General features: G+C 58.3%; 31 protein-coding genes and 1 pseudogene. 20 read left to right on the top strand and 12 right to left on the bottom strand.

The window, feature by feature from the left end; all coding sequences use genetic code 11:
• Window positions 1–55: 55 nt before the first annotated feature.
• Entirely contained in the window at window positions 56–367 is a 312-nt protein-coding gene (locus tag EKM86_RS04960; protein WP_125755651.1) for a PTS lactose/cellobiose transporter subunit IIA, read from the top strand.
• A gap of 129 nt (window positions 368–496) precedes the next feature.
• Here the strand turns inward: EKM86_RS04960 and EKM86_RS04955 are convergent, their stop codons facing one another.
• From EKM86_RS04955 to EKM86_RS12360, 4 genes and pseudogenes are all read right to left on the bottom strand, one after another.
• A complete protein-coding gene (locus tag EKM86_RS04955) occupies window positions 497–1,915 on the bottom strand; it encodes a hypothetical protein (protein WP_125755649.1) in 1,419 nt (472 codons plus the stop codon).
• A 78-nt stretch (window positions 1,916–1,993) separates the two neighbouring features.
• A pseudogene (locus EKM86_RS04950) lies at window positions 1,994–2,881 on the bottom strand (IS3 family transposase); the annotation flags it as partial.
• Window positions 2,869–3,417, bottom strand: coding sequence for a helix-turn-helix domain-containing protein (locus EKM86_RS04945; protein ID WP_225419353.1), 549 nt, complete (start codon window positions 3,415–3,417; stop codon window positions 2,869–2,871). The pseudogene EKM86_RS04950 and the gene EKM86_RS04945, both read right to left, overlap by 13 nt.
• 51 nt (window positions 3,418–3,468) lie before the next feature.
• Entirely contained in the window at window positions 3,469–3,642 is a 174-nt protein-coding gene (locus EKM86_RS12360; RefSeq protein ID WP_164506174.1) for a hypothetical protein, read from the bottom strand.
• Between the two features lie 17 nt (window positions 3,643–3,659).
• Between EKM86_RS12360 and EKM86_RS04940 the strand changes: the two genes are divergently transcribed.
• A complete protein-coding gene (locus EKM86_RS04940) occupies window positions 3,660–4,730 on the top strand; it encodes an exo-beta-N-acetylmuramidase NamZ domain-containing protein (RefSeq protein WP_125755643.1) in 1,071 nt (356 codons plus the stop codon).
• A 36-nt stretch (window positions 4,731–4,766) separates the two neighbouring features.
• On the opposite strand, the gene EKM86_RS04935 is transcribed toward EKM86_RS04940, so the two are convergent.
• On the bottom strand, window positions 4,767–5,450 hold the full coding sequence (locus tag EKM86_RS04935; protein ID WP_125755641.1) for a type 1 glutamine amidotransferase domain-containing protein: 684 nt from the start codon (window positions 5,448–5,450) through the stop codon (window positions 4,767–4,769).
• Between the two features lie 264 nt (window positions 5,451–5,714).
• Between EKM86_RS04935 and EKM86_RS04930 the strand changes: the two genes are divergently transcribed.
• The 5 genes from EKM86_RS04930 (at window position 5,715) to EKM86_RS04910 (ending at window position 8,416) form a co-directional block, all read left to right on the top strand.
• Complete coding sequence (locus tag EKM86_RS04930) at window positions 5,715–6,644, top strand: L-lactate dehydrogenase (protein WP_125755639.1); 930 nt, start codon at window positions 5,715–5,717, stop codon at window positions 6,642–6,644.
• Between the two features lie 18 nt (window positions 6,645–6,662).
• A complete protein-coding gene (locus tag EKM86_RS04925; protein ID WP_125755637.1) occupies window positions 6,663–7,286 on the top strand; it encodes a class I SAM-dependent methyltransferase in 624 nt (207 codons plus the stop codon).
• Complete coding sequence (locus tag EKM86_RS04920; protein WP_125755635.1) at window positions 7,270–7,848, top strand: uracil-DNA glycosylase family protein; 579 nt, start codon at window positions 7,270–7,272, stop codon at window positions 7,846–7,848. The genes EKM86_RS04925 and EKM86_RS04920 overlap by 17 nt, the downstream gene beginning before the upstream one ends.
• 136 nt (window positions 7,849–7,984) lie before the next feature.
• Window positions 7,985–8,185 (top strand): hypothetical protein, encoded by a 201-nt coding sequence (locus EKM86_RS04915; protein ID WP_125755633.1) that lies wholly within the window; start codon window positions 7,985–7,987, stop codon window positions 8,183–8,185.
• Window positions 8,186–8,215: 30 nt separating this feature from the next.
• Window positions 8,216–8,416: a hypothetical protein gene (locus tag EKM86_RS04910; RefSeq protein WP_125755630.1), complete on the top strand. Its 201-nt coding sequence runs from the start codon at window positions 8,216–8,218 to the stop codon at window positions 8,414–8,416.
• 196 nt (window positions 8,417–8,612) lie between these two features.
• Here the strand turns inward: EKM86_RS04910 and EKM86_RS04905 are convergent, their stop codons facing one another.
• Window positions 8,613–9,893, bottom strand: coding sequence for an MFS transporter (locus EKM86_RS04905; RefSeq protein WP_404820085.1), 1,281 nt, complete (start codon window positions 9,891–9,893; stop codon window positions 8,613–8,615).
• 187 nt (window positions 9,894–10,080) lie between these two features.
• Here EKM86_RS04905 and EKM86_RS04900 point away from each other — a divergent pair, with 187 nt between their 5' ends.
• From EKM86_RS04900 to EKM86_RS04885, 4 genes are all read left to right on the top strand, one after another.
• The gene (locus EKM86_RS04900) at window positions 10,081–10,302 is read left to right on the top strand and encodes a P8 family protein (RefSeq protein WP_082397761.1); all 222 of its coding nucleotides are present in this window, start codon (window positions 10,081–10,083) and stop codon (window positions 10,300–10,302) included.
• 92 nt (window positions 10,303–10,394) lie between these two features.
• Complete coding sequence (locus EKM86_RS04895; protein WP_125755628.1) at window positions 10,395–11,159, top strand: class I SAM-dependent methyltransferase; 765 nt, start codon at window positions 10,395–10,397, stop codon at window positions 11,157–11,159.
• The gene (locus EKM86_RS04890) at window positions 11,159–11,785 is read left to right on the top strand and encodes a LysE/ArgO family amino acid transporter (RefSeq protein ID WP_125755626.1); all 627 of its coding nucleotides are present in this window, start codon (window positions 11,159–11,161) and stop codon (window positions 11,783–11,785) included. The genes EKM86_RS04895 and EKM86_RS04890 overlap by 1 nt, the downstream gene beginning before the upstream one ends.
• A gap of 15 nt (window positions 11,786–11,800) precedes the next feature.
• Window positions 11,801–12,211 (top strand): peptide deformylase, encoded by a 411-nt coding sequence (locus tag EKM86_RS04885; RefSeq protein WP_125755624.1) that lies wholly within the window; start codon window positions 11,801–11,803, stop codon window positions 12,209–12,211.
• An 83-nt stretch (window positions 12,212–12,294) separates the two neighbouring features.
• Here the strand turns inward: EKM86_RS04885 and EKM86_RS04880 are convergent, their stop codons facing one another.
• The 5 genes from EKM86_RS04880 to EKM86_RS04860 all read right to left on the bottom strand — a co-directional run bounded on the left by EKM86_RS04880 (window position 12,295) and on the right by EKM86_RS04860 (window position 16,754).
• Window positions 12,295–13,341, bottom strand: a complete 1,047-nt coding sequence (locus tag EKM86_RS04880; protein WP_164506173.1) for a DUF916 and DUF3324 domain-containing protein — start codon at window positions 13,339–13,341, stop codon at window positions 12,295–12,297.
• A 143-nt stretch (window positions 13,342–13,484) separates the two neighbouring features.
• A complete protein-coding gene (locus tag EKM86_RS04875; protein ID WP_125755620.1) occupies window positions 13,485–14,633 on the bottom strand; it encodes a hypothetical protein in 1,149 nt (382 codons plus the stop codon).
• A 1-nt stretch (window position 14,634) separates the two neighbouring features.
• The gene (locus EKM86_RS04870; protein ID WP_164506172.1) at window positions 14,635–15,012 is read right to left on the bottom strand and encodes an LPXTG cell wall anchor domain-containing protein; all 378 of its coding nucleotides are present in this window, start codon (window positions 15,010–15,012) and stop codon (window positions 14,635–14,637) included.
• Window positions 15,013–15,097: 85 nt separating this feature from the next.
• Window positions 15,098–15,718 (bottom strand): WxL domain-containing protein, encoded by a 621-nt coding sequence (locus EKM86_RS04865; RefSeq protein ID WP_125755616.1) that lies wholly within the window; start codon window positions 15,716–15,718, stop codon window positions 15,098–15,100.
• 340 nt (window positions 15,719–16,058) lie between these two features.
• Window positions 16,059–16,754, bottom strand: coding sequence for a DUF554 domain-containing protein (locus EKM86_RS04860; protein WP_125755614.1), 696 nt, complete (start codon window positions 16,752–16,754; stop codon window positions 16,059–16,061).
• Between the two features lie 122 nt (window positions 16,755–16,876).
• Here EKM86_RS04860 and EKM86_RS04855 point away from each other — a divergent pair, with 122 nt between their 5' ends.
• The 9 genes from EKM86_RS04855 to EKM86_RS04815 all read left to right on the top strand — a co-directional run bounded on the left by EKM86_RS04855 (window position 16,877) and on the right by EKM86_RS04815 (window position 25,899).
• Window positions 16,877–17,707 carry a PfkB family carbohydrate kinase gene (locus EKM86_RS04855; RefSeq protein WP_125755612.1) on the top strand — a complete coding sequence of 277 codons (831 nt, stop codon included), beginning with the start codon at window positions 16,877–16,879 and terminating at the stop codon, window positions 17,705–17,707.
• 3 nt (window positions 17,708–17,710) lie between these two features.
• Window positions 17,711–18,265, top strand: a complete 555-nt coding sequence (locus tag EKM86_RS04850) for an ECF transporter S component (protein WP_125755736.1) — start codon at window positions 17,711–17,713, stop codon at window positions 18,263–18,265.
• A 61-nt stretch (window positions 18,266–18,326) separates the two neighbouring features.
• Entirely contained in the window at window positions 18,327–20,129 is a 1,803-nt protein-coding gene (gene pepF, locus EKM86_RS04845; protein WP_164506171.1) for an oligoendopeptidase F, read from the top strand.
• 250 nt (window positions 20,130–20,379) lie between these two features.
• A complete protein-coding gene (locus EKM86_RS04840) occupies window positions 20,380–20,685 on the top strand; it encodes a helix-turn-helix domain-containing protein (protein WP_125755608.1) in 306 nt (101 codons plus the stop codon).
• Between the two features lie 23 nt (window positions 20,686–20,708).
• The gene (locus tag EKM86_RS04835; RefSeq protein WP_125755606.1) at window positions 20,709–20,993 is read left to right on the top strand and encodes a hypothetical protein; all 285 of its coding nucleotides are present in this window, start codon (window positions 20,709–20,711) and stop codon (window positions 20,991–20,993) included.
• 185 nt (window positions 20,994–21,178) lie between these two features.
• A complete protein-coding gene (locus tag EKM86_RS04830) occupies window positions 21,179–21,829 on the top strand; it encodes a response regulator transcription factor (protein WP_125755604.1) in 651 nt (216 codons plus the stop codon).
• Complete coding sequence (locus tag EKM86_RS04825; RefSeq protein ID WP_125755602.1) at window positions 21,816–22,808, top strand: sensor histidine kinase; 993 nt, start codon at window positions 21,816–21,818, stop codon at window positions 22,806–22,808. Before EKM86_RS04830 ends, EKM86_RS04825 begins: the two co-directional genes overlap by 14 nt.
• A 51-nt stretch (window positions 22,809–22,859) precedes the next feature.
• On the top strand, window positions 22,860–23,525 hold the full coding sequence (locus EKM86_RS04820; RefSeq protein ID WP_125755600.1) for an ABC transporter ATP-binding protein: 666 nt from the start codon (window positions 22,860–22,862) through the stop codon (window positions 23,523–23,525).
• Between the two features lie 4 nt (window positions 23,526–23,529).
• Window positions 23,530–25,899: an ABC transporter permease gene (locus tag EKM86_RS04815; protein WP_125755598.1), complete on the top strand. Its 2,370-nt coding sequence runs from the start codon at window positions 23,530–23,532 to the stop codon at window positions 25,897–25,899.
• A gap of 100 nt (window positions 25,900–25,999) precedes the next feature.
• Here EKM86_RS04815 and EKM86_RS04810 read toward each other — a convergent pair whose 3' ends face one another.
• The gene (locus tag EKM86_RS04810) at window positions 26,000–26,518 is read right to left on the bottom strand and encodes a GNAT family N-acetyltransferase (protein WP_125755596.1); all 519 of its coding nucleotides are present in this window, start codon (window positions 26,516–26,518) and stop codon (window positions 26,000–26,002) included.
• Window positions 26,519–26,743: the final 225 nt, after the last annotated feature.

Below are 26,743 nucleotides of genomic sequence, written 5' to 3'. Positions count from 1 at the left end.
AACAACATACTGAAAGTGGTTACAAAATCAACTTAGACGAAGAAGGTATATTAGATTGGATGAAGATGTCGCACAAACTGCAATGCAGATTATTTTATCAGCTGGTAATGCCAAGTCGACCGCGCTTGAGGCGATTGACGCCGCTCTTGCCGGCGACAACGACGGCGCCACGAAGAAGATTGCGGACGCCAAGGAACAACTCAACGGCGCGCACAATATTCAGACTTCGCTGATGACCCAGGAAATGAACGGGAAGATGATTCAAAAGTCGATCCTCCTGATCCACGCACAGGATCAGTTCATGGCCGCCAACACGGAAATCGAACTGGGCGAGCGGATCATCAAAGCCATCGCGCTCAAGAAGTAAAAATCATTGCGTTCATGCACTGAAGCGGCCGTGTGCCGCTTTTTTGATTGGGGCACGGACACAGCTTGGAACACCCAAAAGGGTCGAACCGGCGCTGAATGCGGGCGGTTCGACCCTTTTCGATTGTCCCTAGTCTGAGTAACGCATGGCCATGACGCTGGCGGTGAGGGCCGGATCTTCGCTCAGCACGCCCGACATCAGACCAGAATATACGGTCCCGTCCTTGGCGAGAACAACTCGCCCGACGTGGCCAAACTCAAGTGTATCGGGATCAGAATCGTTCTGATAGCCGAATAAAATATCATACTGTGCAGCAACGGATTTGTCTTGGCTGTCATCGCCATCAGCGAGTGAAAATTCTGCAGTGGTGTCAGTTGTCTGGTCCTCTAAGTCCGGGTCGCCGGGATCTAGTTCGCCCATTGCCCAGTCATAAAAGTTTTGAGCAGTGGGGAAGACATCGGTCAGCGCCTTCTCCTTTGGCTCCTTGCCTTTGGTCACATCGGCACGCACGGTTTTGAGCTGAGCGGCGGAGACGTCCTTGAGCAGGTTGCCGGTTTTCACCGTGGTCGCATCGTGTGTCATGGTGTAGTCGCCGTTCAGGGCGACGCTGATGGTCGCCAGTTCGTGACTTGAAGGACCCGCGGCGTCGACGTAATTGCCCCAGATGTCGGCGGTGTAGGTGTCGCCGCTGAATCCGGTCATGCCGTTGGCGGTGTCGATGTAGGCGGCGTCCGCGGCTTTGCCGTCGCTGTAAACGTAGAAGATTCGCCGCTGGAGCTCTGCTTCAGAAATGCCTTTGATGTTCATGCTGGCCAGCGCCTTGGTGGCCGCCGCGGTCAGCTTTTTCTGTTGTTCGGCCAGGCCTGGGTACTTCATCTGCTTGATAAAGGTCAGGTAAGCGGCCAGATCCTCGTAATTTGGGTTGGCTTTCAGCTTACCCGCGCTGGCGATTTTAGCCGTGGCGGCGACCAGCGCCGTGCGCTCCTTCAGCTGAGCCGTGCAGGTCGCCAGCACCCGGGTCAGGGTGTGCTTGAGGATGGCGCTGCTGGTGGCGATGGTTTCAGTCGCCTTGGCGATTTTGGCCTGGTTGGTGCCGGCTTTGATCAACGCCTTTGAGTTGACCTGCTTGCCCTGCAGTGCCTTGGGCTTGGTCAAGGCATTGACCCGTTCAGTGGCCTGGGTGGCCCGGCGAAGCAGCTTGAGCGCGTGCTTGCGCTTAGCGGCCGCAGCGTCGAACTGTTTGAGCTGGTTGGCGACGGCGCGGCGCGCGTTTTTCCGATACGGCGCGACTTGCCTAGTCAGCGCGGCCGACTGAGCGGTCAGCGCCGTCACCTGGTGGCTTGTCGTGTTGGCGGTGATATAGACGTTCGGTTGTGCCCAGTGGTCGTTGATTTTGCGATCCAAGTCCACGCTTTTGCTGATTGCCTGGGTCACCTGCTTGCCGGCATCGTTCTGCCGCTGGTGGGCTCGCAGCGCGAAAACGCCGATAATCAGTAGGATCAGTGCGATCACAATGCCGCCTAAGCTCACCCAGCGCTGAAGTGCCATAGAAAAGTTAGACAAATTTTCTACCACAACAATATCTGGTTCCTTAATGAAGTCTACCTTCAACGGAAGGTAGGCTTTTTATGCGACTTCCATCTGCTCAGTTACCATCATCTCTCGGTACTCCACGGGCGTTAGACCATCCTTGTTCAAGGAAATCCGTTCATGGTTGAACCAGTCGCTATACTCGGCCACAGTGTCGCGTAAGTTTGCGATATTGCCGATAGTGAGACGGTTCAGGCATTCTCGTTTAAGCAAGTTGAAGAAGCTTTCGATGGGCGCATTATCGTGGCAATTACCTTTACGCGACATGCTTTGCTGAATGTTCATCTGCTTGAGTTGAGCTACATAACTAGGAATCTGATATTGCCAGCCTTGATCTGAGTGGAGAATCGGGCGGGAGCCAGGCAAGAGGTGGCGTTTGAGTTCATTTAACGTCTCTTGGATCATTTCCTTGTTAGGAGAACTGCTTACTGAGAACGCAAGAACCTCACGGCTTGCCTCGTCAGTAATGGCTGAAATATAGCCCCATTGACCGTTAGTGAGCCGTACTTGGGTCACGTCGGTATGCATCACTGTGAGCGGTAATGTGGCGTTGAAGTGCTGCTTAAGCACGTTTTTCGCAACGGTTCCGACGGTTCCCTTGTAGGAGCTGTATCTGGACGTATGCTTTGAATATAGCGTCACAGACAATCCCATACTCCGCATGACTCGCCAGACTGTCTCTTCCGCGTACTTAAACCCTGCTTTTAGCGTTTCCCTGTATATGCGACGATAGCCGTAGATTTCATGTTTTTCATGGAATAGCGGCCTGATAAAGGCTTTTAGCTTGGCATATTTGTCCGGTTTTTTGTCACGCTTGAGTCGGTCGTAATAGGTTGCTCTTGGTAGCTTCAAGGCAGCTAACAGTGCTGGAAGCCCATATTGCGGCCGTAACGAAGTCACGACGCTCGTCTTCACTTTCGTGGTGAGTGAGTCTGCGAGTTCTCCGTCATGGTCGCTAGCACTTTTAAAATGTCGCGATTCATCTCTGCCTCGTGCAGCTTCCGCTTAAGCTCTATAATCTCTTGCTGATACTGTTCTTCTTTGGTGGGCTCGATGGTCTTAAAGATCTTCTCGCCGTTCTTCTTGTTCTTTCGCTTACTCGTGGTATGCCTTCCCTTAGGCTTGGGCCGCAGGCCAGCAACACCTTTCTTTTGGACGATTCTCACCCAGCTATTGACCTGACTCGGTGAGATGCCAAAGTGTGCCGCTGCTCTGCGACGACTAGTCTCGTGTGTTTGCACGTATTCTACCACTGCTACTTTAGTGTCTACTGAGTAGTCAGTTTTCCTATGTTTGACTCTGAGAGAGCTAAGACCATGTTGCTCCGCTTCATTAAGCCACGTTTGAATTGTCGCGTGAGAGCCAATTCCATACTTAATACAGAGGTCTCCCATACTAATTCCGCCTCTGCGATATTCGCCAACCACCTTTGCCCTAAGATTACTAGAATACTTTGTCATCAAAAAAGCCCCACAATCATTAGACTCTTTGTCTAACAATTGTAGGGCACTTCACGCGCCTTGGCGGACATTTTTTGCCATTTCATCATGTTTTTCCCCTCCATTGCCTAAGTGATATTTAATCATGACCGGCAGCATAAGGCGAATCTTTTTCGCAGCGGCTAGGTGCAGGCAGGCCACAAAGGTTTGTTTTTGGGCGGGGTTGAGGTAGGGTGGAATTATCAAAATGCGGAGGGATACTGATGGCCAACAACGGGATCGACAACAGCCAAATGGCGGAAAAAACACTGAAGGGGCAGCGCATTGGGCTGATTACCAATCAGACCGGGGTCGCTAAGGATTTCACTCCTGACGCGCAGGTGCTGAACACGCTCGGGACAGTCGTTAAACTGTTCTGCCCGGAGGACGCGATTGCGCCAGGTTCGGCGGTTCCGGTCGTGACCCTGACCGGCGCCAATTTGCCCACAGCGGCGCTGGCGGACGTGGACGTGCTGGCCTACGACATCGCGGGCACCGGCGTGCGGTTCGACGCCAGTATGGTGCTAGAGCTGGCGGGCATGCAGGCGGCAGCCGAGGTGGATGTGCCTTTCGTGGTCTTTGACCGCGTGCTGCCGCTTGGCCGCCTGGATCCGGAAGGCACGCCGATGCCGGCAGCGCTCGCCTCTGAAAAAGGGGTGGGCGGCCTGCCCATCTTGCACAGCCTGACGCCCGGCGAGCTGGCGCGCTGGGCGAATCCGCAAATCGAGTGCGACCTGCGGGTGGTGCCGGTGACCGGGTGGGACGCGACCGGCACGGTGGCGGAAAATGACCTGCCGTGGATCGCCCCGGCGCAGACGCTGCCAGCGCTGGCCAGCGTGGCACTGCTGCCGGGACTGGGGATGCTTGAGGGGCTGAACGTTTCGGTCGGGCGCGGCACCACGCTGCCGTTCCAGCAGTTTGGCGCGCCGTGGCTGAACAGCCAAAAACTCAGCGAAATGCTCAGCCAGACGCTGGCCGGGCAAAGTGGCCAGGTCCACTACCGGCCGACCGTGTTCAAACCGCTGGCGGGCCAGTACCAAGGCGAGGTCTGCCAGGGCATTCAGGTCCACCTGCAGCACCTGTGGCAGCCGCAACTGCTCAACGTCGGGCTGGACATCCTGTTTGCGCTGCACGCGCTGCACCCCAGCGAGCTGGTGGTCGATGCCAAGCGGCTGGCCGCGCTGACCGGCGAAGTTGATGTGTTCAGTCAGGAACTCACCGCCCTGAAAAGTGCGAACAAAAAGGCGGGCGCCAAGTTTGCCGAAGCAAGCAAGGCCGCTCGTCTCTATCAGTAAAGTTTCAAGACCCGTGCACAATCCGCTGCGCGGGTTTTAATTTGTCCCAGTCAGCGCCTGCAGCAAGGTGTTGGCAACGGATTTGACGCTCCACGGGTTTTGCCCCGTGATCAGCTGGCCGTCCTTGATGGCAAAGGGGCGAAACGGCACTTTTTTATCGAAGTGGGCGCCGCGGTCGCTCGCGACTTTTTCGTTCAAAAACGGGACAAGGCCGCGCTTTTGCGACAGGATCTCCTCTTGAGTCGTGAACCCGGTCACGTGGCGGCCGGCGATCAGGTACTGGCCCTGGTTGTCTTGCAGGTTGAACAGGCCGGCGATGCCGTGGCAGACCGACGTCACGTAGCCGCCAGAGGCGTAGATTTGCTGCGCAATGGTTTGCAGCGCTGAATTTTCCGGAAAATCAAACATCACGCCGTGGCCGCCGGTGTAGTAAATGGCCGCGTAGTCGGTGGGGTTGATCACGCCAGGGGCTAACGTGTCGCACAAAGCGTTGCGCTGGAACTCACGGTCGCGGTACCGCGCCAGCACCGCGGCGTCGGCGGCTTTCAGGCTGCGCGGGTCTAGCGGCACATAGCCGCCTTGCGGGCTGACGTAATCGATTTGGTAATGCGAAGCGATGACGTCGACGAACTCGGTCGCTTCACCCAGCCAGAGGCCGGTGGCTTCAGGCTTTTTGGTGAACTGAGTCGTGTTAGTTAAGACAACGAGGATTTTTTTCAAGACCACTCCTCCTATAATATCCGGCATGTGCAATGGGCAATGAGTTAGCAGCACATCGCTTATGTATGCGCTTTAATTCTAACGCATTATTGGCGGTTCGAATAGGGAAAACCTGGTTGGCGCGAGATCGTTGTGTGGTGCGCAAATATTTTCTTTTCCCCGACGCGGCCTGTATACTGAAGACGCAACGCGAGAGCTGCCAGGCGCCTATAGGCCAGTATTCAGCGGTGGTCACTTCACTCAGTCCATAAGGAGGCATTCCTCATGAAATCAGCCAATATTGTCTTGATCGGCGACGGTGCGATCGGTTCCAGCTACGCCTTTAACCTGCTCACCAGCGGGGTGGGCGGCAGCCTGGGCATCATCGACGTCAACATGACCCGCGTGCAAGGTGACGTCGAGGACCTGTCCGACGCGCTGCCGTACGTGGCGCAGAAAAGTATTTACGCGGCGAGCTACGCGGATGTCGAGTACGCCGACCTGGTCGTGATCACGGCCGGCGTCGCGCAAAAGCCTGGCGAGACGCGCCTGCAGCTGCTGGCGAAAAACGCGGCGATCATCACGGACATCACCAAAAATATCATGGCCAACCACTTCGATGGCATCATCCTGGTGGCGTCCAACCCGGTCGATGTGCTGACCGAACTGGTGCTGCGCCTGTCCGGTCTGCCGCGCGACCGCGTGCTGGGCTCGGGCACGGCGCTGGACTCCGCCCGGCTGCGCTCGGAGATTGGCCGCCGCTACAACGTTGACGTCCGGACCGTGCACGCGTACATCATGGGCGAGCACGGGGATTCCGAGTTTCCAGTGTGGGATTTTGCAACGATCGGCGGCCAGCCGCTGTGCGATTTTGTCCCGAAGGCCCAGCAGGCGCGCGATTTTGACGCGTTGAGCAACCAGGTCAAAACGGCGGCGTACTCGATCATCGATAAAAAAGGCGCGACCTTCTACGGCATCGCCGCCAGCTTGACGCGCCTGACCGCAGCGATCATGAACGACGACCACGCGGCGTTTGCGATGTCCGTGCACCTGCAAGGCGAGTACGGCCTGCGCGACGTGTCGATCGGCGTGCCGGTGCTGCTCGGGGGCCAGGGGCTGGATCGCATTTTACAGTTGGACTTGAACGCGGATGACTTGGCTAGGCTCACTGAATCGGCGCAGGTCCTGAAGGATAACCTCGCGACTGTGATTTAGCGGGGTGGAAGGAATTTCATGCAGATCGATTACCACGATGTCTCTTTAACATTTGAAACGGATGCCACGGTGTTCTCGCCGCACGGCCTAGACCGCGGCACGGCGGCGATGCTTGACGCCGCTCAGCTGAACGACGGGAGCCGCATCCTCGACTTGGGCTGCGGCTTCGGGTTCGTCGCCACTTTTCTGGCCAAAACGCTGCCCGACGCGGTGCTGACTGCGGTCGACGTCGACCCGGATGCGGTGCGGCTGACGCAGCATAACGCCGCGGCCAATGGCGTTCGGGTGCGGGCACTGGTCAGTGACGGGTGGGGTCAGCTCAACGGCCAGACCTTTGATGCGGTGCTGTCCAACCCGCCGTACCACACGGACTTCAAGGTGGCCAAGGGCTTCATCGAAGGCGCCCATGAGCATTTGAGCGACTTTGGCAAGTTGTACATGGTGACCAAGCGCCGCACCTGGTACGAAAACAAGATTCGAAGCGTCTTCGGCTTCGTGCAGGTGACCGAGCGCGACGGCTACTTTGTGTTTTACGCGGAGAAGCGGCCGCACAAACGGGTCGCCAAGCCCAACAAGCATGGCCTGTCGAAAAAACTCGCCCGCAAGGAGGCCAAACAGCATCAGCATGCAAACCGCCAGTGAGATTTTTAACGCCATCATGGCCGACCCGCAAAACGCCGCGTACACCGCGGCCGGGATCAAGCCGCTGTACAAAATCGACCCGGCCGCGCGGCTGCTCATCATCAGTCAGGCGCCCAGCCGCAACGCTCAGGAAACCGAAAGCTTTTGGAACGACCCCAGCGGCGACCGGCTGCGCGACTGGATGGGCGTGACGCGCGAGGAGTTTTACGAGACTGGCCGCATCGGCATCCTGCCGCTGGATTTCTATTATCCGGGCAAGGGTAAGTCCGGCGACCTGCCGCCGCGCAAGGGCTTTGCGGAAAAGTGGCACGCGCCGCTGCTCAAGCTGATGCCGCACGCCGAGCTGGCGCTTTTGATCGGTCAGTACGCTCAGCACTACTACCTGGGCAAGCGCCGACAGAGGACCTTGACGGCCACGGTGCAGCATTATCAGGATTATTTGCCGCAATACTTCCCGCTGGTGCACCCTTCGCCGCTGAACTACGGCTGGATGAAGAAGAACCCGTGGTTTGAGGCCAGCGTGGTGCCGGACTTGCGGCGGCGCGTGCGAGCGCTGATTTAAGCCTGACCTTCCTCCAGTCCCACCAGTCAAATAAGCCGGTTTTGCTCAGCCTTTAGCCGGAGCCAAATCGCGGCCAAGGCCTGATTTAGCCGCCCAAGAAAGCGCTATGCTGAGGGCAGTTAAAGGAGGAAGTAACATGTGGGAAAGAATTGTTGGGGTGCTGTTCGTTCTGCTGGGGATCTGGCAGATGGTGGTCAGCAAGCGCTACGGTCATCAGGTGACGCATCATGGGAATGCGTCGACCTCCTCGTTTTCGCTGCTGGCGCTGGCGGACAGCTTTTATCTAGGCGTCGTGTTTATTGGAATCGGGATTGCGACGTTCTTCATGCAGTTCTGAGCTCGCACCACGGGCAAGGGAGTGATGATCATGTGGAAAACCATCGCAGGCATCGCGCTGATTTTACTGGGCGCTTGGCAAGTTTACTTAAGTTTTCGGTTTCGGCACACGCTGACGCGGCGCACGGACCCGAACCCCGCGACCTTTTCGCCATTCGGGCTGGCCTACAGCTTCTTCATCGGGCTTGTGTTTGCCGGCATGGGGGTGGCCCTTCTGCTGGGGGCATTCTGAATGATGGCGCCACATAAAACAACGCGCCTTGCACATTGAAGTGCAAGGCGCGCTGTTGTGTATGGGAATGCTGACACTTTTTCTTTTGCGAGAAAAGGTGATTCAGAATCGCGCTTGAAGACTTACAGGGTATGTTTATTATCGCTAAAGCTCCTGACCAACACCAGATGCCTCGGCAAACATTTTGCATCTCGAACTATTGCCCCGACGCTTCGCGAATGCTGTCAGCGCGGCTTTGGTGGAACCATTTTGACACCAGCTTGCGGTTGACGAGCAGGGTCGGGATCAGCAGGATGAGCGCCAAGATGCCGCACGACGGGAAGCCCCACAGGCCGCCGAACACGTCCATGACGCTGCCGACATAGAGCGAGCCAACCGGCGTTGAACCCTGGTTGAGCAGGACGTAGACGGACATGATGCGCCCGCGCAGCTCGTTTGGAATGTTGAACTGGAACGACGCGTTGGACTGGTTGAGAAAGACCATGTTGCAAAAGCCGACCAGCACCATCACCAGCATGGCGAGCCAGTAGCTGCGCACAAACAGCATCCCGGCCTGCAGGGTCGCGGTGCCGATGCCGACCCAGAGGTAGATGTTGCGCTGCATGCCGTAGCGCGACAGGTAGCTCATCAAAAAGGCGGCGATGAGCGACCCGACGCCGGTGGCAGAGAGCAGGTTGGCGTAGGTCTGCGCCCCGCCGTGGAAGACGGTTTTGGCCAAAATCGGGATGATGACGTTGTTGTTAAAATTCAGCGTGCAGACGATCAGCATAAGCTCGGCGGACAGGCGCACGGCGGCGTGGGTCCAGACATAGTGCAGGCCTTCCTTGAGGTCGGTCCAGACGCGCTCGTGCGAATGCGACGCGACGACGTGGTCCTGCCGGATCAAAAACAGCCCAAGCAGCACGGCCAGGTACGAAATGGCGTCGACCAGAAAGCAGAAGCCGACGGAAAACTGCGCCATCAGCACGCCCGCCAGTGCCGGGCCGGCGATTTTTGCCAGGTTAAAAATGGTGGAGTTCAGCGAAATGCCGTTCATCAGGTTCTTCTGGCCGACCAGCTCGACGACAAAGCTCTGGCGCGTCGGGGTGTCGAAGGCCTGAAAGCAGCCATACAGCAGCGCGATGATCAGGATCTCCCAGTACTGCACGATGCCGGTGTAGACCAGCACGGTCATCACCACGCCCAGCAGCAAGAACGCGCTTTGCGTGATCATTAAAATGGTGCGCTTGGGGAAGCGGTCGATCAGGGTGCCGGCCACCAGCGTCAGGCCCATGATGGGGATGAACTGAAACGCGGACAGCAGGCCGACCTTGAAGGCGGACTTGGTCATTTCGTACACCAGCCAGGTCTGCGCGGTGCGCTGGATCCAGGTACCCATGGTCGAGACGCACTGGCCGAGCCAGAAGTAGCGGAAGTTTTTTTCACTGAGCGAGGAGAACATGGTGCGCAGAACATTCATGAGCAGACTCTTTTCCATTGTAGTGACAACTATATGGTTGGCTTATCTGGAGGCCGTGTCAATCGAAAAGTGCCCGCGCCGGGCAGTGATTTGTCAAGCGTTAGCACTCAACAAAATAAAGTGCTAGAAAATTTAACACTTTTAGGCAAAAGTGTTCTATAATGAATTTGTTGTTAATTAAGACAAAAACATACGGAGGTATTAAATCATGGCAGTAGACCCAGAAAAGACTCTTGTACTCGACGAACCGATGAACGCAGTGTTTGACTGGAGCGATGAGGAAACCCCTGTCCGCGACGCGATCTGGGACGCTTACATGGAAGCGAACAACCACGACACGATCAAGACCGAAGAGCAGATGAAGCCGGTGCTTGACATGAGCGACGACGACGTCAAGGCCCTGGCCGAGAAGCTCCTGAAGAAGTAACTCAACCACACCGTCAAAATCAGCGGGCTGCCCAATGCAGCCCGCTTTTAATATGCTATGATTAACGCAACTAATTTTTCGCGGAGGCACTCATGGGTTATCAGGACATTAACGCAGACACGGTGGACGGCTGGGTGAAGGCCGGCTGGCGGTGGGGTCAGCCGATCGATCACCAGACCTACGTCAACGCGCAGCACGGCCAGTGGGACATTCTCCTCACGCCGACGCGGCCGATGCCGCACGACTGGCTGTTTGCCGACATGCGCGGCAAGAAGGTGCTGGGCCTGGCGTCCGGCGGCGGTCAGCAGATGCCGCTGCTCGCGGCGATGGGCGCGGAGGTGACGGTCCTGGATTATTCTCAGGCGCAGCTACAGACCGAGCGCATGCTGGCCGATCACGAAGGGTACGCCATCACAATCGTGCGCGCCGACATGACCCAGCCGCTGCCGTTTGCCGATGAGGCCTTTGACCTGATCATCCAGCCGGTGGCGAACTGCTACATTGAAGACGTGCTGCCGCTGTGGCGCGAGTGCTGCCGCATCCTGAAGCCCGGCGGCCGCCTGCTGGTGGGGATGGACAATGGCATCAACTACATCGTTGACGAGGACCGCGAGGAAAAAATCATCCGGGGGCTGCCGTATAACCCGCTCAAAGACGCCAAGCTGATGGCGAGCATCGACACCAAAGAAGACGGCATCCAGTTTTCTCACACGCTGGACGAGCAGCTGCGCGGCCAGCTCCAGGCCGGCCTGTCGTTTAAAGATATGTACGAGGATTACAACGGCGAAGGCCGCCTCGACCAGCTGCGCATCCCGACCTTCTGGGCGAGTTTTGCCGAAAAGCCGGCGGCGCGCTGATGCTGGCGGTGTACCTGCGCGCCTTCGTGATCGCGCTGGCGCTGGTGTCGTCGATTGGCATGCAGAACATTTTCGCGTTCAATAATGCGCTGAGCAACCCGCTGAAAAAGGCGCTGATCGTGCTTGGATTCATCTGGCTGTTCGACACGCTGCTGTCGACCGTGGCGTTTCTGGGCTTTGGGTCGCTTTTGGCCAGCAACGAGGTTCTGCGCATCGGTGTGATGGGCATCGGCGGGGTGGTCGTGATCTGGACCGGCTGGGGCATTTTGCGCGGGGCCAACGCCGCCGCGTTTGGCAACAGTCAGCAGGAACAAAGCCTGCGCCAGTGGTTCACCGGGGCCTTCGTGGTCTCGTTCGGCAATCCGCAGGCACTGATCGACACCGGGGTGACGCTGGGGGCACTGCGGGCGCCGTTGACCGGTGAGCAAGCCGTCGTCTTTCTGGGCGGCATTGTCTCCGCCAGTGCCGTGTGGTTCACGGTCATCACCCTCGCGCTGAACCTGCTGAAGGACCGGCTGCCGCGCCGGCTCATCATGTGGATCAACATTGTGTCCGGCGTCATCGTGATGGGCTACGGCGTGAACTTGGTGTTCCAGGCCGGCCAGGCGATTTTGAAGGCCGTTTAGAAAAGGGGCAAGCAGATGATCAAACCAATTGAAAAAGACCAGCTCTTCCTGCAGCAAAAAGCAAAGCCGGCCACGCCTGCCGACCGCCCAGTGATGCAGGACCTCGAGGACACGCTGGCGGCCAACGCCACGCGCTGCGTCGGCATGGCCGCCAATATGATCGGCGTCGCCAAGCGCATCATCATCGTGCAAATGGGTCCGCTGCCGGTGGTCATGGTCAATCCGCAGATCACGGCCAAAAGTGGCCAGTACCAAACCACCGAAGGCTGCCTGAGCCTGGATGGGGAGCGGCCTGCCACCCGGTTTGAGCAGATCACTGTCCAGTTCCAGGATACGCAGTTTAAACCGCACACCCAGGAATTCACCGGCTTTGTCGCCCAGATCATTCAACATGAGGTCGCGCACTGCGAAGGCGTGCTGATCTGACAAACTGGCAACGTCAAAAATCCCTCAAATCTGGCAGTAGTGCCCAGATTTGAGGGATTTTTTACTTGTGTCAGTGCGCTTGGTTAAGCTGCCGGTGCCTGCCGACTGCGACGCCGCCACCAGAACAGGCCGCCGGTCAGCGCAAGCAACGCCACGCCGCCCGCTGCGAGCCAAGGCCAGTTGCCACTGGTCGGACCGCTTGGTGGTGGGGTCAGGCCCAGCGCCTTGTTCACCTTCTTAGCTTCTTTTTCCTTGATGGTGAAATGCTCGGTGAACTGCCAGTCCTGATCCGGGGTGGCGGCTGAAATCTTCACCGTGTAGTCGCCGGCCTTGAGTTCCTTTTTGGCTGGCACGGTCAGCGGCAGCACGGAATTTGGCGCCATTGACCAGTCGCTGACGGTGCGCTCCAGGGTCGGCTTATCCTCGCCCTTGCGCGTGACCGTTACCGTTGCTTTGAGATTATCGATGTAAATTGGCGCGATGTTGCGCAGGTTGACGATGACGCCACCGTTCGCGTTACCCTTTTCGGTGCCGGCCGCGACGGTCCCGAGCTTGAGGTCCGGCTTGGTCAGCACTACCGCATCAGCGTTGGTCTGGAGCTGAACGCCCATGACCATGGCGAAGCGGTTGCTCAGACTGATGCCTTCGCCGGCCTCGGTGGGCTCGCTGACGCTTTGGTCGAGCACGTAAATCGCCCCCAGCTTGACGCCGTCGAAGCCTTCCGCCGGGACCTGAAGCGGCACCGTCACCAGCTGGCTGCCACCGGCGGGGATGCGCACCGTTTGTTCAGGTTGGCTGCTCATGCTGGTGAGCGGCACCGTCAGGGAACTGTCGACTTGACCTTTCGGTTCGTAGCCGATTTCCCCGTTGCCCTGACTAAAAGCGTTGGTCAAGGAGACGGTGAAATCCTTCGCACTAGCACTGGTGTTTTCAATGGTCACCTGCAGCGGGCGCGATTGCCCGGGCTGAACGAGCAGGTTGAAATAGTCGGTGGTGCCATTGATTTGATCTTGGCCCAGCTGCGGCGTGACGGTGAAATCGGCACCGGCGGCCTGCACGAGTTGGTGGTGGCCAAACGCGAGGCAGACGCCGAGCGTCAGCGCACCAAGGAGGAGTCGTAAGGTTTTCATTGGCATATCTCCTGACTTATGAGAATGAGTAGAAAATGCTTTGGTTTACTAATTTAATTGTATTAAGGTGGCGGCGAATCGTGCAACTTTGAACCCTTCGCCATAATTAAAAAGCAGGGCATAGCGCCCTGCCGTGGTGCTAGTTAGTGCGCGTTCGTCAGTGTCCAGGTGATCTCCGCGGCTTTTTCGCCGGCGGTGATACCGCGGAACTGATTGATGATCAGCTTGCTATTCGTCAGCTGATAGGTGTTGCTCTTGCCGTCAGCGATGGTCAGCGGCGTCGCATCGTCGCGCAAGGTGATTGCCTTGTTGCCGATGCCGAACTGCAGCGCGACGTTGCCGGCTTGATAGCCTTGGCCTAGTTTGAAGCTGGTCATGCTAGCGGTGACGCGGCCAGCCTCGTGCGTGTTTTTCACGGCCATGGTGCTGTTGGCAGTGCTCAGCGTCACTTGGCCCAGCGCGATGTCGCGGACCGAAGTCTGGCCAAAATTAAACCCTGGCACGGTCAGCGAAACCTGGTGGCGCGGCTTGGTCAAGTGCTTGCTGGTGGTAGCGTGGTGGCTGCCCACGAAGAAATTACCAGTGGCAAGATTTTGCCGACCTTGGTCGTTTTTCGCGATCAGCGGCACGTCGACAGTGGCTTGGCCGCGAGTCGGGATCTGAATCTGACCTAGCTTGAACTCGTTCAGGTTACTGGTCTGAATCTGCCGGTTGGCCCCATTGACCTGAATCGTGACCCGCCCGTTCTCGGCTGCGAGCTGGTAGTCGGCCGGAATCGCAAATTCCGCCTGCAACTTGCCCCAGTCAATATTCTGGGAGGAGCCGCGGTCAAAGGAGTAGCGCATCACGACCCGGTCGCCCACGTTCACGGTGGTGCCGATTGGCTGGCTGGCATTCCAACTGGTGCCCAGGCGGGCGTCGCTGGTAGCCTTGCCTTGCCAGTTTTCGCGAACCGGTTCGACCGCTTCTGCGGGCGTTTCGGCTTCTGGGGCAGTTGCTTCAGGAACAGCCGTCTCAGGTGCTGGGGTGGCGGGCTGATCCGGTGTTTCTGCCGGCGCCGCAGGTTCAGGTGCTGCAGCCTCAGGGGCTGGGACCGCCACGCTTGGTTGTTCGGCCGAAGCGTCCGCTGCCGATGCAGTTTCTGTTGTGTCCGTCTCTGCCAGTGCGGTGTCAACGGGTGAGGTTGTCGCTGGTGTGAGATCATCGATCGCCAGGACCGGGCTGATACTGGAAAGCGGCATCGCAAGCGCGCAAGCCAGGGTCACCAGGGACAGAATTTTCTTTTGCCGCATATTAACCCTTCTTTCTATTGCGCGTGGTCAAGCTGGCCGCTGCAATCGCGCCCAGCACCATCAGTCCGGCGGCAATGAGCACGACGCTTGACTGGCTGCCGGCTTGCGGCAGGGCCTCGTTCTCATTTTTGGTTGGGTGATCAACCGGTTCCGGCGTCGGATCGCCCGGTTCCTTGTCGGTTGGATCCACGACGGCGCCTTCTTCAGGTTCTTTGTCTTCCTCGCCAGGGTCGGGCTCTTCGATCGTATCGTCGATGACCCTGACGGTGGCATTGCTGTCTAGGCTTTGAGTGTTATCCGCGGCGAGTGCCGGCGAAGCACTTGCGAGCATCAGCGCAGCGGCCAAGGCAGCGAGCCAACTGAGAGTGGCTTTTATCAAGTTCGATCCCTCCTTTGCCAAAGAAAAAGCCGATGACACCATGCCATCGGCTCACAGTCAAGGCTGTGACTGTGGTGAAATTAGATTAGCGAGTGGCGAACAGTGACCAGGTGATTGTACCGGAGTAGTCACCAGCGGTTGCCTTTTCTTGCTTGCCAATGTTCATCTCAGCGTCCACCAGATACTTCGCTGCGCCAAAACCATTTGTCTTGTTGGTCTTCAGCAGACTTTCTGCGTATCCGCCGGCATCCAGGACAACGCCGCCCTTAAGCATGTTCGGCATATTGAGGTCTTTGCCGCTCTGATTGTCCAAGTGCATATGGATCTTGGTGTTCGACAGCTTTGTGTTGTCCTTAAGCTTTAGGTCACCAAGTTGCGCACGCAGTTCCCAGCCTTGCTTGTCGCCGCGGAAATCTTCCAACTCAACCTTTGGTGCGTCGCGGCCACTGAGCGAAGTCTTCGTGTTCTGCTGAGTCGCAAGGTTCTTGACCGTAACAGAATTGAACTTCAGATTTGGAACCGAGATTAACTGAAGTTTGCCAGGTTTTACGGTAACTGTGGCCTTGGACGTCTTTTGGTCGGCCACTTGAGCCTGGCCCTTTGCTGGTTCTACATCAACCGTGTCTGCCAGCACCGGTGCGCCGGTCCCTAAACCCATCGCAACGAGCGGGAGAACTAAAGCAGAAGTGAATAAACCTTTCTTCATGAAAAAACTACCTCCTGTAGTGTTGTGAGTGACAGTGACATTACTAGCTTACGTAATTAATCATAACGAGATAATTCACATGCCAGCAACTCAGAACCCTTGAAAAATTTAAAATAATTATAGTTATCATAAATAATGCTGGTATAAAAGGGTTTTAGAACGTTCAATAAATATAAAAATGCTTGTTATTTTAGCTAAAAGTGCCGCATATAAACGATCGTGAATGAAAAAATAGGGCCGAGTCAAAAAAATAGTTGGCGGCTGCCAACTATTATGGTTCATGGATTGAATTAGGCACTTGATATTGTGCAGTGACACGCATGCAGGCCTGAACAATGCTTCAGGAAAAATGGCTCCACAGCGCTAGCACGCCGAAGAATAGCGGTGGGATCGCCAGCGCAGGCAGGAGGTTCAGCGTTTTGATTTTGGCCAGGCCGAGGAGGTTGACGCCAGACGCGAAAATTAAGACGCCGCCGACGATCGAAATCTCGGTGAGCAGGGCGGAAGAAATCGCGCCGCGCAGCAGCAGCGCGATCAGGTAGATGCCACCTTGCCAGCACAGCAGCACCGGCGCGGCCAGCATGATGCCAATGCCGAAAGTTGAGGTGAGGACCATCGAGGTGATCAGATCCAGCGTGCCGTTGGTAAACAGGAAGGTGTAGTCCTGTTTGAGCGCGGCCTCCATGGGTCCGACGATCGACAGGGTGCCAATGCAAAACAGCAGAATCGCGGTCGACAGGCCTTCGCCCAGGTTGGAGCCGCTTGTGCTGGCGCGACTCAGCAGCCGGTTGAAGCGGCCGTCCAGGTCGAGGCCGCTGCCGATGAGGACGCCAAGCGCCATGCTGGCGATAAAGAGGACAGGGTAATGAGATTGCGGCATTTTCTGAATCGACGTATTGATGCCGAGCATCATGACCGCCAGGCCCATCGCCGTCATCAGCGCGTGGTGCGCAGAATCCGGGATGCCGCGCTTAAACAGCGCTCCTACTGAACTGCCAATGATGATCATCGTGACGTTAAACAGCGTGCCAATCATAGTCTCGCCTCCACATATTAAGTTCGATTATACCTTAATTAGGCGGCGAACAGATTTTCAGAAATAGAACGTGGTCGCGCGCGCAAAAGCTGGTATGATTGGCTCCTAGGAGGTGGGGTGCCTTGACACAACCACAGGTGATCATCAGCGAGGATTTGTCCGGGGTCGGGCAGGTGTCGCTTGGCGTGGCGCTGCCGGTGCTGGCGGCCCTGGGCTTCAACTGCGCAGTACTGCCGACTGCTTATCTCTCAACGCACACCGGTGGCCTCGGCCGGCCCGTGGTCACTGACCTGGCCGCGCAAATCGCGTCCACGTCGGCGCACTGGCAGGCCCTGCCGCTGCAGCCCCAAGGCGTTCTGCTCGGTTACTTAGGCAAAACGGCGCTGGCGGCCTGGCAGCAGGTCTTGCCCGACTGGCATGCAGCACCGGTGCGGCTGCTGGACCCGGCCATGGCCGATGGCGGCAAGCTGTATGTGGGCTTTGACGCCGCGTACGTGGCGGCGATGCGGGAGCTGATCCCACAGGCGTCCGTCATCACCCCGAACCTAACGGAAGCACAGCTGCTGTTGGGCCAGGAGCCCGACCTAGCGCCGCAATCCGATGAAGCAGCGGCAGGTTTGGCGACCCAACTGGTCAAAACATTTGGTGTTCAAGTGCTGGTCACGGGGATTCCGTTGCTAGATGGGTCACTCGCGGTGGCCGGCTGCACCGACGCGGCCGCTCCGGCCTGGCTGAACCGCAATCAGCGCCTGCCTGGCCATTACTTTGGCACCGGGGACCTGTTTGCCGCCGTTGTTTGCGCGGCGTTGATGCGCGGCCAGACGCTGCAGCACGCCGCCATTTTAGCGGCCAATTTTGTTGCCCGGGCGATTCAGCAAACTGACGACCCGCGGCTAGGGCTGAACTTTGCCGCCGGGCTGCCGTGGCTGAGCCGAGAATTGGAGGAGTTATAAATGATGAGTGATCGCACATTACGCACGCGTAAACTAATTTTTACCGCGTTATTCGCTGCTATTATTTACATTGGCATCTGGGTGCTGCGGATTCCGCTGCCGGCAATCGTCGGCCGGCCGTTCATCCACTTCGGCAATCCGCTGATGATCCTGGCCATTATTTTTCTCGGCGGGGGCTGGGGCTTTGTCGCCGGGGCGATTGGGCTCGGCGGCTTCGACGTGCTCAACGGGTACGCCGCGACGTCTTGGCTGACGGTGTCTGAGGTTGCCGTGATGGCCATCGTGGTCACGCTGCTGGTGCGGGTGCTGAACCTGAAAAACCATCCCGGCCGCATTGTGGCTATCGGCATCATCGCTGGCTTCACCAAGGTGGTCACCTCGTACTTGGTCGGGGTGGTCGAGGCGCTGATGGTTGGCACGTCGTTCCACGTGGCGGTCGGTGCCGCGTTTGCGAGTCTGCTGGCGGCGGTGATCAACGCCGTGGCGACCGCGTTCATCGTGCCGATCCTGTACCTGGCCTTGCATAATGTTTTCGCCCGGCTGCTTGCCCGGCGCTAGTGGCGTGTAGTCTCATGTGCTACGATAAAGAAATCAATCAGTAGGGAAAAGGGGATTTATGATGGCAGAGCAGATTCAGCGCGCTGATGCGCCAGTTGAGTTGACCTGGAATTTGAAGGATTTATTTGCGACCCCGGCGGACTTTGACGCGGGGATCAAGGCTGCTGACACCGCGACGGCCAAGCTGGCCGGTCAGGCGAAAAGCTTTACCGCCGACGCCGCGCACTTTTATGAGGTGATCCGCAACTACTTTGAGGCGCAAGAACGCCTCGACCGCCTGGGTTTGTACGCCGAGCTGGCCGTGTCGCAGGACACCACAGACCCCGCAGCCGCGCAGCTGGCGGCCACTTTTAACCAAACGCAAAGCAGCTTTGACGCGCAGCTGTCCTGGTTCGAGCCGGCCATTGTGGCAATGCCCGATAGCCAGGTGACGGCGTTTACGGAAGCTGAGCCGCGGCTTAAGCAGTACACTCACGCCTTGGCGCGCATTCGCACCCAGGTCGGGCACGTGCTGACGCCGGACCAGGAAAGCCTGCTGGCCAGTTTTGGTACGACTTTTGACAGTGCCGAGGACATCGAATCGACGCTGGACGACGCGGATCTGACTTATGGCAACATTGACTACGAAGGGAAAACGCAGCCGCTGACCAAGGGCCTGCGCCGCGTTATTTTGGAAAACGGCGACGCCAAGACTCGTGAGCAGGCGACGCGCCAGTTCGCCAAGGCATACTACGACCACCGCTACACCTTCGCCGCGACCATGCAAGCGCACATGCACACCCAAAACACGCTGGCCCGCGTCCGCCACTATAATAGTGCGCGCGACATGGACCTGTCCGCCAACCAGATCCCCGAGGCCGTGTACGACACGCTGCTCGACCAGACGCACGCCCACCTCGACCTGCTGCACCGCTACTACGCGCTGCGCAAGCGGGTGCTGGGGCTGGACACGCTGCACACCTGGGACCTGGCGATTCCTTTGACCGGGACCAAGCCGCCGTTTGCGCCGACCTACGAGGAAGCCAAGGCGACTGACCTGGCCGCGCTGGCGCCGCTGGGTGAAGATTACCAGGCGCACCTGAAGGACGAGTTTGCGCACCGCTGGGTCGACGTGCTGGAAACCAAGGGCAAGACCTCGGGCGGCTTTGAAAATGTCGCGTACGGCGTTCACCCGTACATTTTGCTGAACTGGACGGATACCTACGACGCCATGAGCACGCTGGCGCACGAATCCGGCCACGCGATGCAAAGTGTCTACGCCAACGAAAGCCAGCCGTACTGGGACCACGAGTACCCGATCTTCACTGCGGAAATCGCGTCGACCACCAACGAAAGCCTGCTCAACGCGTACATGCTCGACCAGACCAAGGGCGACCACGACAAGCAGGTTTACCTCCTGACGACGGCGGTCGAGGACTTCATCGGTACGGTTTACCGCCAGTCTCAGTTCGCCGAGTTTGAAAAGTACATGTACGAAACCGAAGCGGCCGGCACGCCGCTGACCGCGGACGACCTCAGCGCCAAGTACCATGAGATCGAGATGACCTTTTACGGGCCGGATGTTGAAGCCAACCCATGGCCGGAAGCATACTGGGCGTATATTCCGCATTTTTACTACAACTACTACATGTACCAGTACTCGACTTCCAAGGCGATCGCGACCACGCTTGCCAATCGCATCCTGACGGAAGGCACGCCGGCGGTCGCGGCGTACAAGGAGTTCCTGCGCGCCGGCAACTCCGACACGCCGGTCAACATCCTGAAGCGCGCCGGCATCGACGTGACCAAGCCCGACTACCTGGAGGCGGCGTTTGCGACGTTCCAGCGTCAGCTTGAGGCGCTGGAAGCGGCGCTGGAGAAGTAAGTTTGAGTCAAAAAAAACGGGTCTCACCTGCACTGGCAATTACAGCGGGGTGGGGCCCGTTTTGTTATAGCTTAGCAGCGCATGGTACTATATCATCGTATAAGCTTCCGAAAAGTGGCAGGGTGCGGGTTAGCTACTGAGTGGTCACACTGAGGGCGATTGGTTTATTCGACGTTTAACGCTATCAGAGAAAGAGAAAAGTGCGTTTGTGAGATTGCTCCGTCTACTACACAATGAGGGGTTTTAGATTATGGCAGACAAAGCCACTTTAATGCAGAGTTTGAAGGCACTCGAGAAGTACGCTAACGGCGATGACAGCGAAGTGATCGTTAAACATGCCAAATTTGCGAATCCGCCGAAGTATAGTCCTGAGCAAATTAAGCAAATTCGCAGCAAGATTCCCGCTACGCAACGCGTGCTTGCCCGTGGCCTCGCCGTTTCTCCCCGGACGGTTGAGGCCTGGGAAACTGGTCGGTCGAAGCCGAGCGGCAGTTCACGGCGGCTTTTGGAACTCATTGACAAGGATCCGGCAGTCTTTAAGCTAATCATGGCCTAGAGGGGCATTGGGGGACATACGTGATGGAAGATTTATTGGGCTGCCTGCTGGAACCGCTATTGGAGCTGATCCTACTCCCACAGTTTGACGCAGGGCATCGCCGGCGCGCCCTGATCCAGCTCATCATTGCGGTGCTGGTTGATGGTGCGGGCACGGCTTTGGGCGGTTGGCTGACGTGGCAGATGATGCGCGATCGCGATTGGGGCCTGCTGATTGTCGGGCTGATTTTACTTGGCCTCTTTGGTGGCTTACTGATCCAGACGCTGAGGCGATACGTCAAGATGCAAGTTGAGCGGAAACGCAGTTAGGGCTGGTGTTTCTGGTTAACTGTTCTTAGTCTGAAAGTGTGAACCTTAGGCCTTGTTGACTTCAGCAAGGCCTATTTTTAATTAGCTGAATAAGCAGCATCCTAGCGAGCCGAAATTGTATTGATGGGTGGCAAGGCTTACAATTCGATTAACGTACGGTAATCTGGCTGACTGGGGGAGTAGCAATGAAGCTGCTAATTATTGAGGATGAGCCGGCCCTGCGGCAAAGTATGGTAAGCTTTTTCGCCGCGCAGTATCGCGTGACCGAGGCGGGCACACTTGCCGAAGCCAACCAGGCGGTCGCAGCGAGTCCGGACACAATTATTTTGGACCTTACGCTGCCGGATGGGGATGGACTTACTTGCCTCCAAGATTGGCGGCCGCACCTGACGGCGAAAGTACTGGTGCTCACGGCAAACGATCAGGAGCAGGCTGAACTAGCTGGGTTGCAGCTTGCCGACGACTTTGTGGTCAAACCCGTCAGCTTGGCGGTGTTGGCGGCTCGCCTGAACAAGTTTTGGCCTGACGCGCCGGTGCGGCTCGGCGATGTCACAGTCAACCTGATGAGCGGCCGCGTAACGAAAGTAGGCGTCCCCGTTGCGCTTGCGGCGACAGAGTGGCGGCTCTTAAAATATTTGGTCCAGCACCGCGGTCAGCTAGTCAGCCGCGAGCAGCTGATCGCCGGGTTGTGGGATGCGCGGGAGGCCTATGTGGCCGACAACACGCTGACGGTGACCATCAAGCGTCTGCGTGAAAAGCTTGAGACGAAACCCACTGCGCCGCAGCTGATTCGAACCATCCGGGGAGTGGGGTATTTTCTCAATGACCAAACCTGAAGTGCGCAGCATCACAGAATTGGCAGGCGTCCTAGCCTTGATCCTAACGCTGACTTGTGGCGCGCTGGCGTGGCTGAGTCCGAACTTGGGACTTGGTCTTTTTGGCGTCTGGTTACTTGGGGCGAGTACCATCGCATTCTTTTCTTGGCGATGGTGCCGCATGACCCGGCAGCGGCTGGCCGCCATTGAGGATCAGCTTCGCAGCGCCCGCTTTGGTCAGGCGGACTACCAGATGACGCTCAACGACGAGGGCGCGTTCTCAGCGCTGCACAACGAGCTGTTTCACTATGCCCGCCAGACTGAGGCGCTACGTGAGGACTTGCAGCGCGACCGCGATCAGCTGACGGTGGCCATCACGGACATCGCCCATCAGCTGCGGACGCCCATTGCCACGGCGACGAACTTGAGTGAGCTGCTGACGAGTGCGAATGCGGCAGCAACAAGAAAAGAACTCTTGGTTCAGAATCGCCGCCTGGCGCAACTAGTCGAGCAGCTGATCTTGCTGGCGAAGGTGGACACGCATACGCTGAGTCAGCGCCGCACCCCGGTTAGCCTGGATACGCTGCTGCGGGCCAGTCTGGCGCCGCTTTTGCCGGTGGTAGCCGACCGGCACGTGACGATGAAGTGGCAGGTCGCCCCTGACCTGACCGTCAACGTGAACCAACGGCTGATGCAAGAGGCGCTGATCAACTTATTCAAAAACACCTTCGAGCACGCTCCGGCGGATTCCCTTGTGACGGTGACGGCGGCAGCGACGGCAATCTCGACCATCGTGACCATCACCAATGAGGGCCCGGCCATTCCCGAAGCGGATCTGCCCCATCTGTTTGAGCGGTTTTATCGCGGCAGCCAAAGCGCGCCGAACAACCTGGGTGTTGGCTTGGCGATTGCCCAGGGCATCATTGCGGCGGGGGATGGCCGCCTGACCGTAGGCAACGAGGCGAATTGCGTCAGCATGCGGGTCGAATGGTTCCACTAGTCACTCTCTTGTCACTTTAGCAGGGTAGTCTTCAAGCTGGAGGTGAGGACGATGGCAATTCTGACTGCCACGAACCTAGTCAAAAAATACCCTGGGGAGGATCAGGCCGCACTGGATAACGTCAGCCTGAGCATTGAGCCGGGTGAATTTACCGCGGTCGTGGGCCCGTCTGGCTCCGGCAAGTCGACCCTGTTGCACCTGCTGGGCGGCGTGGATCGCCCGACCAGCGGCACGGTTCAGCTCTACGACACTGACTTGTATCAGCTTAACGAGACCCAACTGGCCATTTTTCGCCGGCGCCAAGTCGGGCTGATTTATCAGTTCTACAATTTGATTCCCAGCCTGACGGTGGCCGAGAACATCACCCTGCCCACCGAACTGGACGGCAAAACGGTCCCCGAGGAGCGCCTCAACGCGCTGCTGATCCAGCTGGGCTTGGCGGCGAAAAAGGACAGTTTGCCAGGGCAGCTGTCCGGTGGTCAGCAGCAGCGCGTGGCGATCGGCCGCGCCTTGATCAATCAGCCGGCGATCGTGTTGGCCGATGAGCCGACCGGTAATTTGGACCAGCGCAACTCCCAGGAAATCATGCGGCTGCTGCACGCGGCCAACGTTCAGCAGGGCCAGACCATCATTGTGATCACGCATGATCCGCAAGTCGCCGCCCAGGCCAAGCGGGTCCTTACCATCACCGACGGCCGCCTGACGGAAGGGGCGTGAGCAGATGGGTATCATCACCAAACTCAGCTGGCGCAGCCTAAGAACCGAACGGAGCCGCACCCTGATGACGATCGGCGCGATGACCATTGCGGCGACGCTCGTGGTCGCGACGCTGGTGGGCCTGCGCAGTCTGCAGACGGCGTTTTACCACCTTGAGCTCAATGACACCGGCGGCATGGTGGCGACTTTCCCGGCTAGTCCTGCCAGCACGGCTAAGCGGCTTGCGGCTGATCCGGCCTTTGCCAAAACGCTGCGGTACCAGGTGAGCGGCAAGACGGTCGTGGCCGGAACAACGCACACCAAGATCACCGCAACGCTGCCGACGACCAGCCTGGCGCTGGGCGACCGCAAGCAACTGGCCCCGCTGCTGTACAGCGGGCGGCTGCCGCGTCAGACCGATGAAGTTCTCTTATCCACTGAGCTGATGGGTAAAAAACGGCAGGTGGGGCAGCGAGTCGCCATCACCATCGCCGGGCGCACGGCCCATTACCGCATCGTGGGGACGGTGTCGCCGTACAGTCGCACTTATTTCCCGACGACCGGCGTGGTGCGGCTGCTCCCTCAGCTGACGGGCAACCAAGCGCTCGCCGTTTTGCCTAAAGACCCCTTCAACCTGCGGCATCGGCTGGGGGCAATGGCGGCGGCCAACGGGCTGAACCCCAAGCAAGTCACCTACAACACTCTGGCCCTGGCCGTCTTGGGAGAGGCTGATCAGTCGCGTAGTGTTAAAACCATTCTCGCGGTGCTCGTGATCATCTTGACGATCATCGGCGCAGTGTCGTTGACCCTGATCTACACCAGCATTAATCTCAGCGTGAAGGCGCACCGTCAGCACTACGGTCTCTTGCGCTCATTGGGCGCCACGCCGAAGCAGCTGCGGCACCTGGTGTACTGGCAGGGCGTCACGCTGGCCGTGCCTGCGTTATTACTTGGCGGGGCGCTTGGGATTGGCGGGTTGAGCCTCACGTTTCACTTTCTCAATCAGATGCTGCGCAGCAGTGAGCTGCCGCTGGCGCTGGTGCTGACGATTGACTGGCTGCCACTAGTGATTGCGGCGGTGTTCCTGATTCTGGTGACCTTGCTGGCGGCGGCCCGGCCGGCTTTTCGCGCCAGTCGGGTGACGCCAATCGCGGCGGTCCGCGCACTGGAGCCGAAGCCCAAGCTGGCCAAGCGCAAGCTGAAAAGCACCTGGCTGATGAAGCGCATCAAGCAGCCGCTTCTGCTGCTGGCCGCCAAGTTCAGCCGCCGGCAAGCCGGACGAGGCACCATGCTGGTGACGCTGACCCTCACCGTGATGCTGTTTGTCGGCCTGACCGGCTTTGTTGGTAACATTTGGCGCAATTTTGCCGCGCCGGAGAATGCCGATATTATTGCCGAAATCACCGATCAGGGGGATCAGACGCGGACGGCGCGCACCCTGGTGAAGCAGGCTGCCGGGATCAAGACCAGCCTGGCGGTCCGCACGGCTAACTTGGTCATTCAAGACGCCGGGCAAAACGACGGGGAGGTCGTCAAGCTCGCTGTGGTGAGCGATTCGGTCGCTCAGGCTGTCTTTGCCGGGCGGCCCACCGTGTTGAATACGAAGATCCAGACCGGAACCGGGAGCAGCGCCCAGGAGCGGTGGACCATCGCGGGAAAATCTGGGCGCACCTTGACCCTCTTGTCAGGACGCGCGTCCGGGCAAAAGCCTGGTCAGCGCATCCGCGTGGCCATCAAGCCGTTGGCCGAGCAGCCACGGTTCAGGCTGTTTGAGACGTACGGCTACCCGCTGTTGGTGCTGGCTGCCCGTGACTATCACCGCTGGCAAAAAAAGCTCGCGGTCGCGCCTGGTGATTTAAGCACGACACTCATGGTCAAGCTCGCACGCCCGTCGGCACACACTGCGCTCGTCCATGCCCTCAAGGCCCGATTCGGGCAGGCACAGATCACGGATATTGTGGCGGACAACCAGCAAGCCGTCGCGGTGACCACGGCGGTCAAGGTGGGGGCGTACGGCTTCATTACGCTCATTGCTCTAGTCAGTTTGGCGACGGTCATCAATCACACCTTCGCCAATTTACTGGAACAGCGCCGCGGATTGGCGATGCTGCAATCCATCGGCACGACGCCCAAGCAGCTGGTGCTGATGCAAACGGCCCAGTACGGCCAGCTGTTCGCCCAGGGCTGGCTTTTGGGCAGTGTGCTTGGGCTGGGGTTAGCCTGGCTGCTCTACCGCGTGATGGCGATCGGTGCGGTGGGCGTTCACCTGTTTTTGCCGCTGCCGCAAATCGCCATGGTGGCACTCGCCCTGGCGGTGATCGGCTTGGTCTTCGGCGCGGTGACGTGGCGGATGCTGGTCAAACAGGATATCGATCAGCTGATCCGTGCGGAATAAGTGAATCTGGTCTAAAAGGCGTCGGCTCCTTGACTGGAGGCGGCGCCTTTGTGGGTACGCGGTGATTTTTTGCATTCGGCGGAGACGAACCGTACCAGGCTCAGCACTGAGGCCGCGGAATGCGCACGTAATTTTCCTTCTCGTCGCGGTCTACCACGCGCCCGCCGTTGTTGCGCATTACCTGCAGTGAGGCGAGATTGGTGCGGGCGCACGAGAGGTAAATCTCGGTTTCTGCCGCCGGCATCAGGCGGGCGCAGGCCTTGATCGCCAGCGCGAGCCCGCGGGTGCCGTAGCCCTGGCCGCGAAATTGCGGCAGGATGCCGTAGCCGATGTGGCCGGCGCCGTGGCGGAGCCGGTCATTCAAGCGGTGGCGGACTTTAAACAGCCCGATCAGCTGGCCCTGGTCCCACAGAAAAAAGTACGTGTCCGGCACGCGGCCGATTGCCGGACCGAGCCCCTGGGCACTGAGCAGCCGTTCCGGAATGGCCGTCTCGACAAATTCCTGAAAAGTGATGCTCTGGTACGGCACCTCAAAGCCATTTTCCTCCGGCATGGTCTGGAAAAACCGGTATTCAGCTTCCGCGTCCTGCGGATTTAATGCGCGCAATGCAATCGTCATAGGCTCACCTCGAAAATGATTACGCCAAGGATAGCACAACGCGCCGAGCTGGGAGTTTTTCTTGCGACAAAAAATAGCGGTTGCTTGGCTGAGTGCCCGACAGTAGCCATCTTGTGACATGAGGTCTCCGCGCTGCGGAGGCCTTTTTTTATAGAGGCTTTAGCCGGGCTCGCGCGGAGACGCGCGAGGCTCAAAACCACCCGCTGTGCGGGTGGAGTCAAATGA

It is taken from the genome of Lacticaseibacillus hegangensis, from assembly GCF_003946465.1.
Lineage (GTDB): Bacteria > Bacillota > Bacilli > Lactobacillales > Lactobacillaceae > Lacticaseibacillus > Lacticaseibacillus hegangensis.
This window is presented reverse-complemented; position numbering and strand designations above follow the sequence as displayed.

What these genes read in the sequence shown, in the direction of transcription:
- EKM86_RS04945 (WP_225419353.1), bottom strand. Translation starts at nt 3,417, where the DNA reads ATGACAAAGTATTCTAGTAATCTTAGGGCAAAGGTGGTTGGCGAATAT.
- EKM86_RS04885 (WP_125755624.1), top strand. Translation starts at nt 11,801, where the DNA reads ATGATCAAACCAATTGAAAAAGACCAGCTCTTCCTGCAGCAAAAAGCA.
- EKM86_RS04875 (WP_125755620.1), bottom strand. Translation starts at nt 14,633, where the DNA reads ATGCGGCAAAAGAAAATTCTGTCCCTGGTGACCCTGGCTTGCGCGCTT.
- EKM86_RS04830 (WP_125755604.1), top strand. Translation starts at nt 21,179, where the DNA reads ATGAAGCTGCTAATTATTGAGGATGAGCCGGCCCTGCGGCAAAGTATG.
- pepF (WP_164506171.1), top strand. Translation starts at nt 18,327, where the DNA reads ATGGCAGAGCAGATTCAGCGCGCTGATGCGCCAGTTGAGTTGACCTGG.
- EKM86_RS04820 (WP_125755600.1), top strand. Translation starts at nt 22,860, where the DNA reads ATGGCAATTCTGACTGCCACGAACCTAGTCAAAAAATACCCTGGGGAG.
- EKM86_RS04925 (WP_125755637.1), top strand. Translation starts at nt 6,663, where the DNA reads ATGCAGATCGATTACCACGATGTCTCTTTAACATTTGAAACGGATGCC.
- EKM86_RS04810 (WP_125755596.1), bottom strand. Translation starts at nt 26,518, where the DNA reads ATGACGATTGCATTGCGCGCATTAAATCCGCAGGACGCGGAAGCTGAA.
- EKM86_RS04815 (WP_125755598.1), top strand. Translation starts at nt 23,530, where the DNA reads ATGGGTATCATCACCAAACTCAGCTGGCGCAGCCTAAGAACCGAACGG.
- EKM86_RS04825 (WP_125755602.1), top strand. Translation starts at nt 21,816, where the DNA reads ATGACCAAACCTGAAGTGCGCAGCATCACAGAATTGGCAGGCGTCCTA.
- EKM86_RS04880 (WP_164506173.1), bottom strand. Translation starts at nt 13,341, where the DNA reads ATGAAAACCTTACGACTCCTCCTTGGTGCGCTGACGCTCGGCGTCTGC.
- EKM86_RS04910 (WP_125755630.1), top strand. Translation starts at nt 8,216, where the DNA reads ATGTGGAAAACCATCGCAGGCATCGCGCTGATTTTACTGGGCGCTTGG.
- EKM86_RS04955 (WP_125755649.1), bottom strand. Translation starts at nt 1,915, where the DNA reads ATGGCACTTCAGCGCTGGGTGAGCTTAGGCGGCATTGTGATCGCACTG.
- EKM86_RS04860 (WP_125755614.1), bottom strand. Translation starts at nt 16,754, where the DNA reads ATGATTGGCACGCTGTTTAACGTCACGATGATCATCATTGGCAGTTCA.
- EKM86_RS04905 (WP_404820085.1), bottom strand. Translation starts at nt 9,893, where the DNA reads ATGGAAAAGAGTCTGCTCATGAATGTTCTGCGCACCATGTTCTCCTCG.
- EKM86_RS04890 (WP_125755626.1), top strand. Translation starts at nt 11,159, where the DNA reads ATGCTGGCGGTGTACCTGCGCGCCTTCGTGATCGCGCTGGCGCTGGTG.
- EKM86_RS04835 (WP_125755606.1), top strand. Translation starts at nt 20,709, where the DNA reads ATGGAAGATTTATTGGGCTGCCTGCTGGAACCGCTATTGGAGCTGATC.
- EKM86_RS04850 (WP_125755736.1), top strand. Translation starts at nt 17,711, where the DNA reads ATGAGTGATCGCACATTACGCACGCGTAAACTAATTTTTACCGCGTTA.
- EKM86_RS04865 (WP_125755616.1), bottom strand. Translation starts at nt 15,718, where the DNA reads ATGAAGAAAGGTTTATTCACTTCTGCTTTAGTTCTCCCGCTCGTTGCG.
- EKM86_RS04930 (WP_125755639.1), top strand. Translation starts at nt 5,715, where the DNA reads ATGAAATCAGCCAATATTGTCTTGATCGGCGACGGTGCGATCGGTTCC.
- EKM86_RS04915 (WP_125755633.1), top strand. Translation starts at nt 7,985, where the DNA reads ATGTGGGAAAGAATTGTTGGGGTGCTGTTCGTTCTGCTGGGGATCTGG.
- EKM86_RS04895 (WP_125755628.1), top strand. Translation starts at nt 10,395, where the DNA reads ATGGGTTATCAGGACATTAACGCAGACACGGTGGACGGCTGGGTGAAG.
- EKM86_RS04920 (WP_125755635.1), top strand. Translation starts at nt 7,270, where the DNA reads ATGCAAACCGCCAGTGAGATTTTTAACGCCATCATGGCCGACCCGCAA.
- EKM86_RS04940 (WP_125755643.1), top strand. Translation starts at nt 3,660, where the DNA reads ATGGCCAACAACGGGATCGACAACAGCCAAATGGCGGAAAAAACACTG.
- EKM86_RS04840 (WP_125755608.1), top strand. Translation starts at nt 20,380, where the DNA reads ATGGCAGACAAAGCCACTTTAATGCAGAGTTTGAAGGCACTCGAGAAG.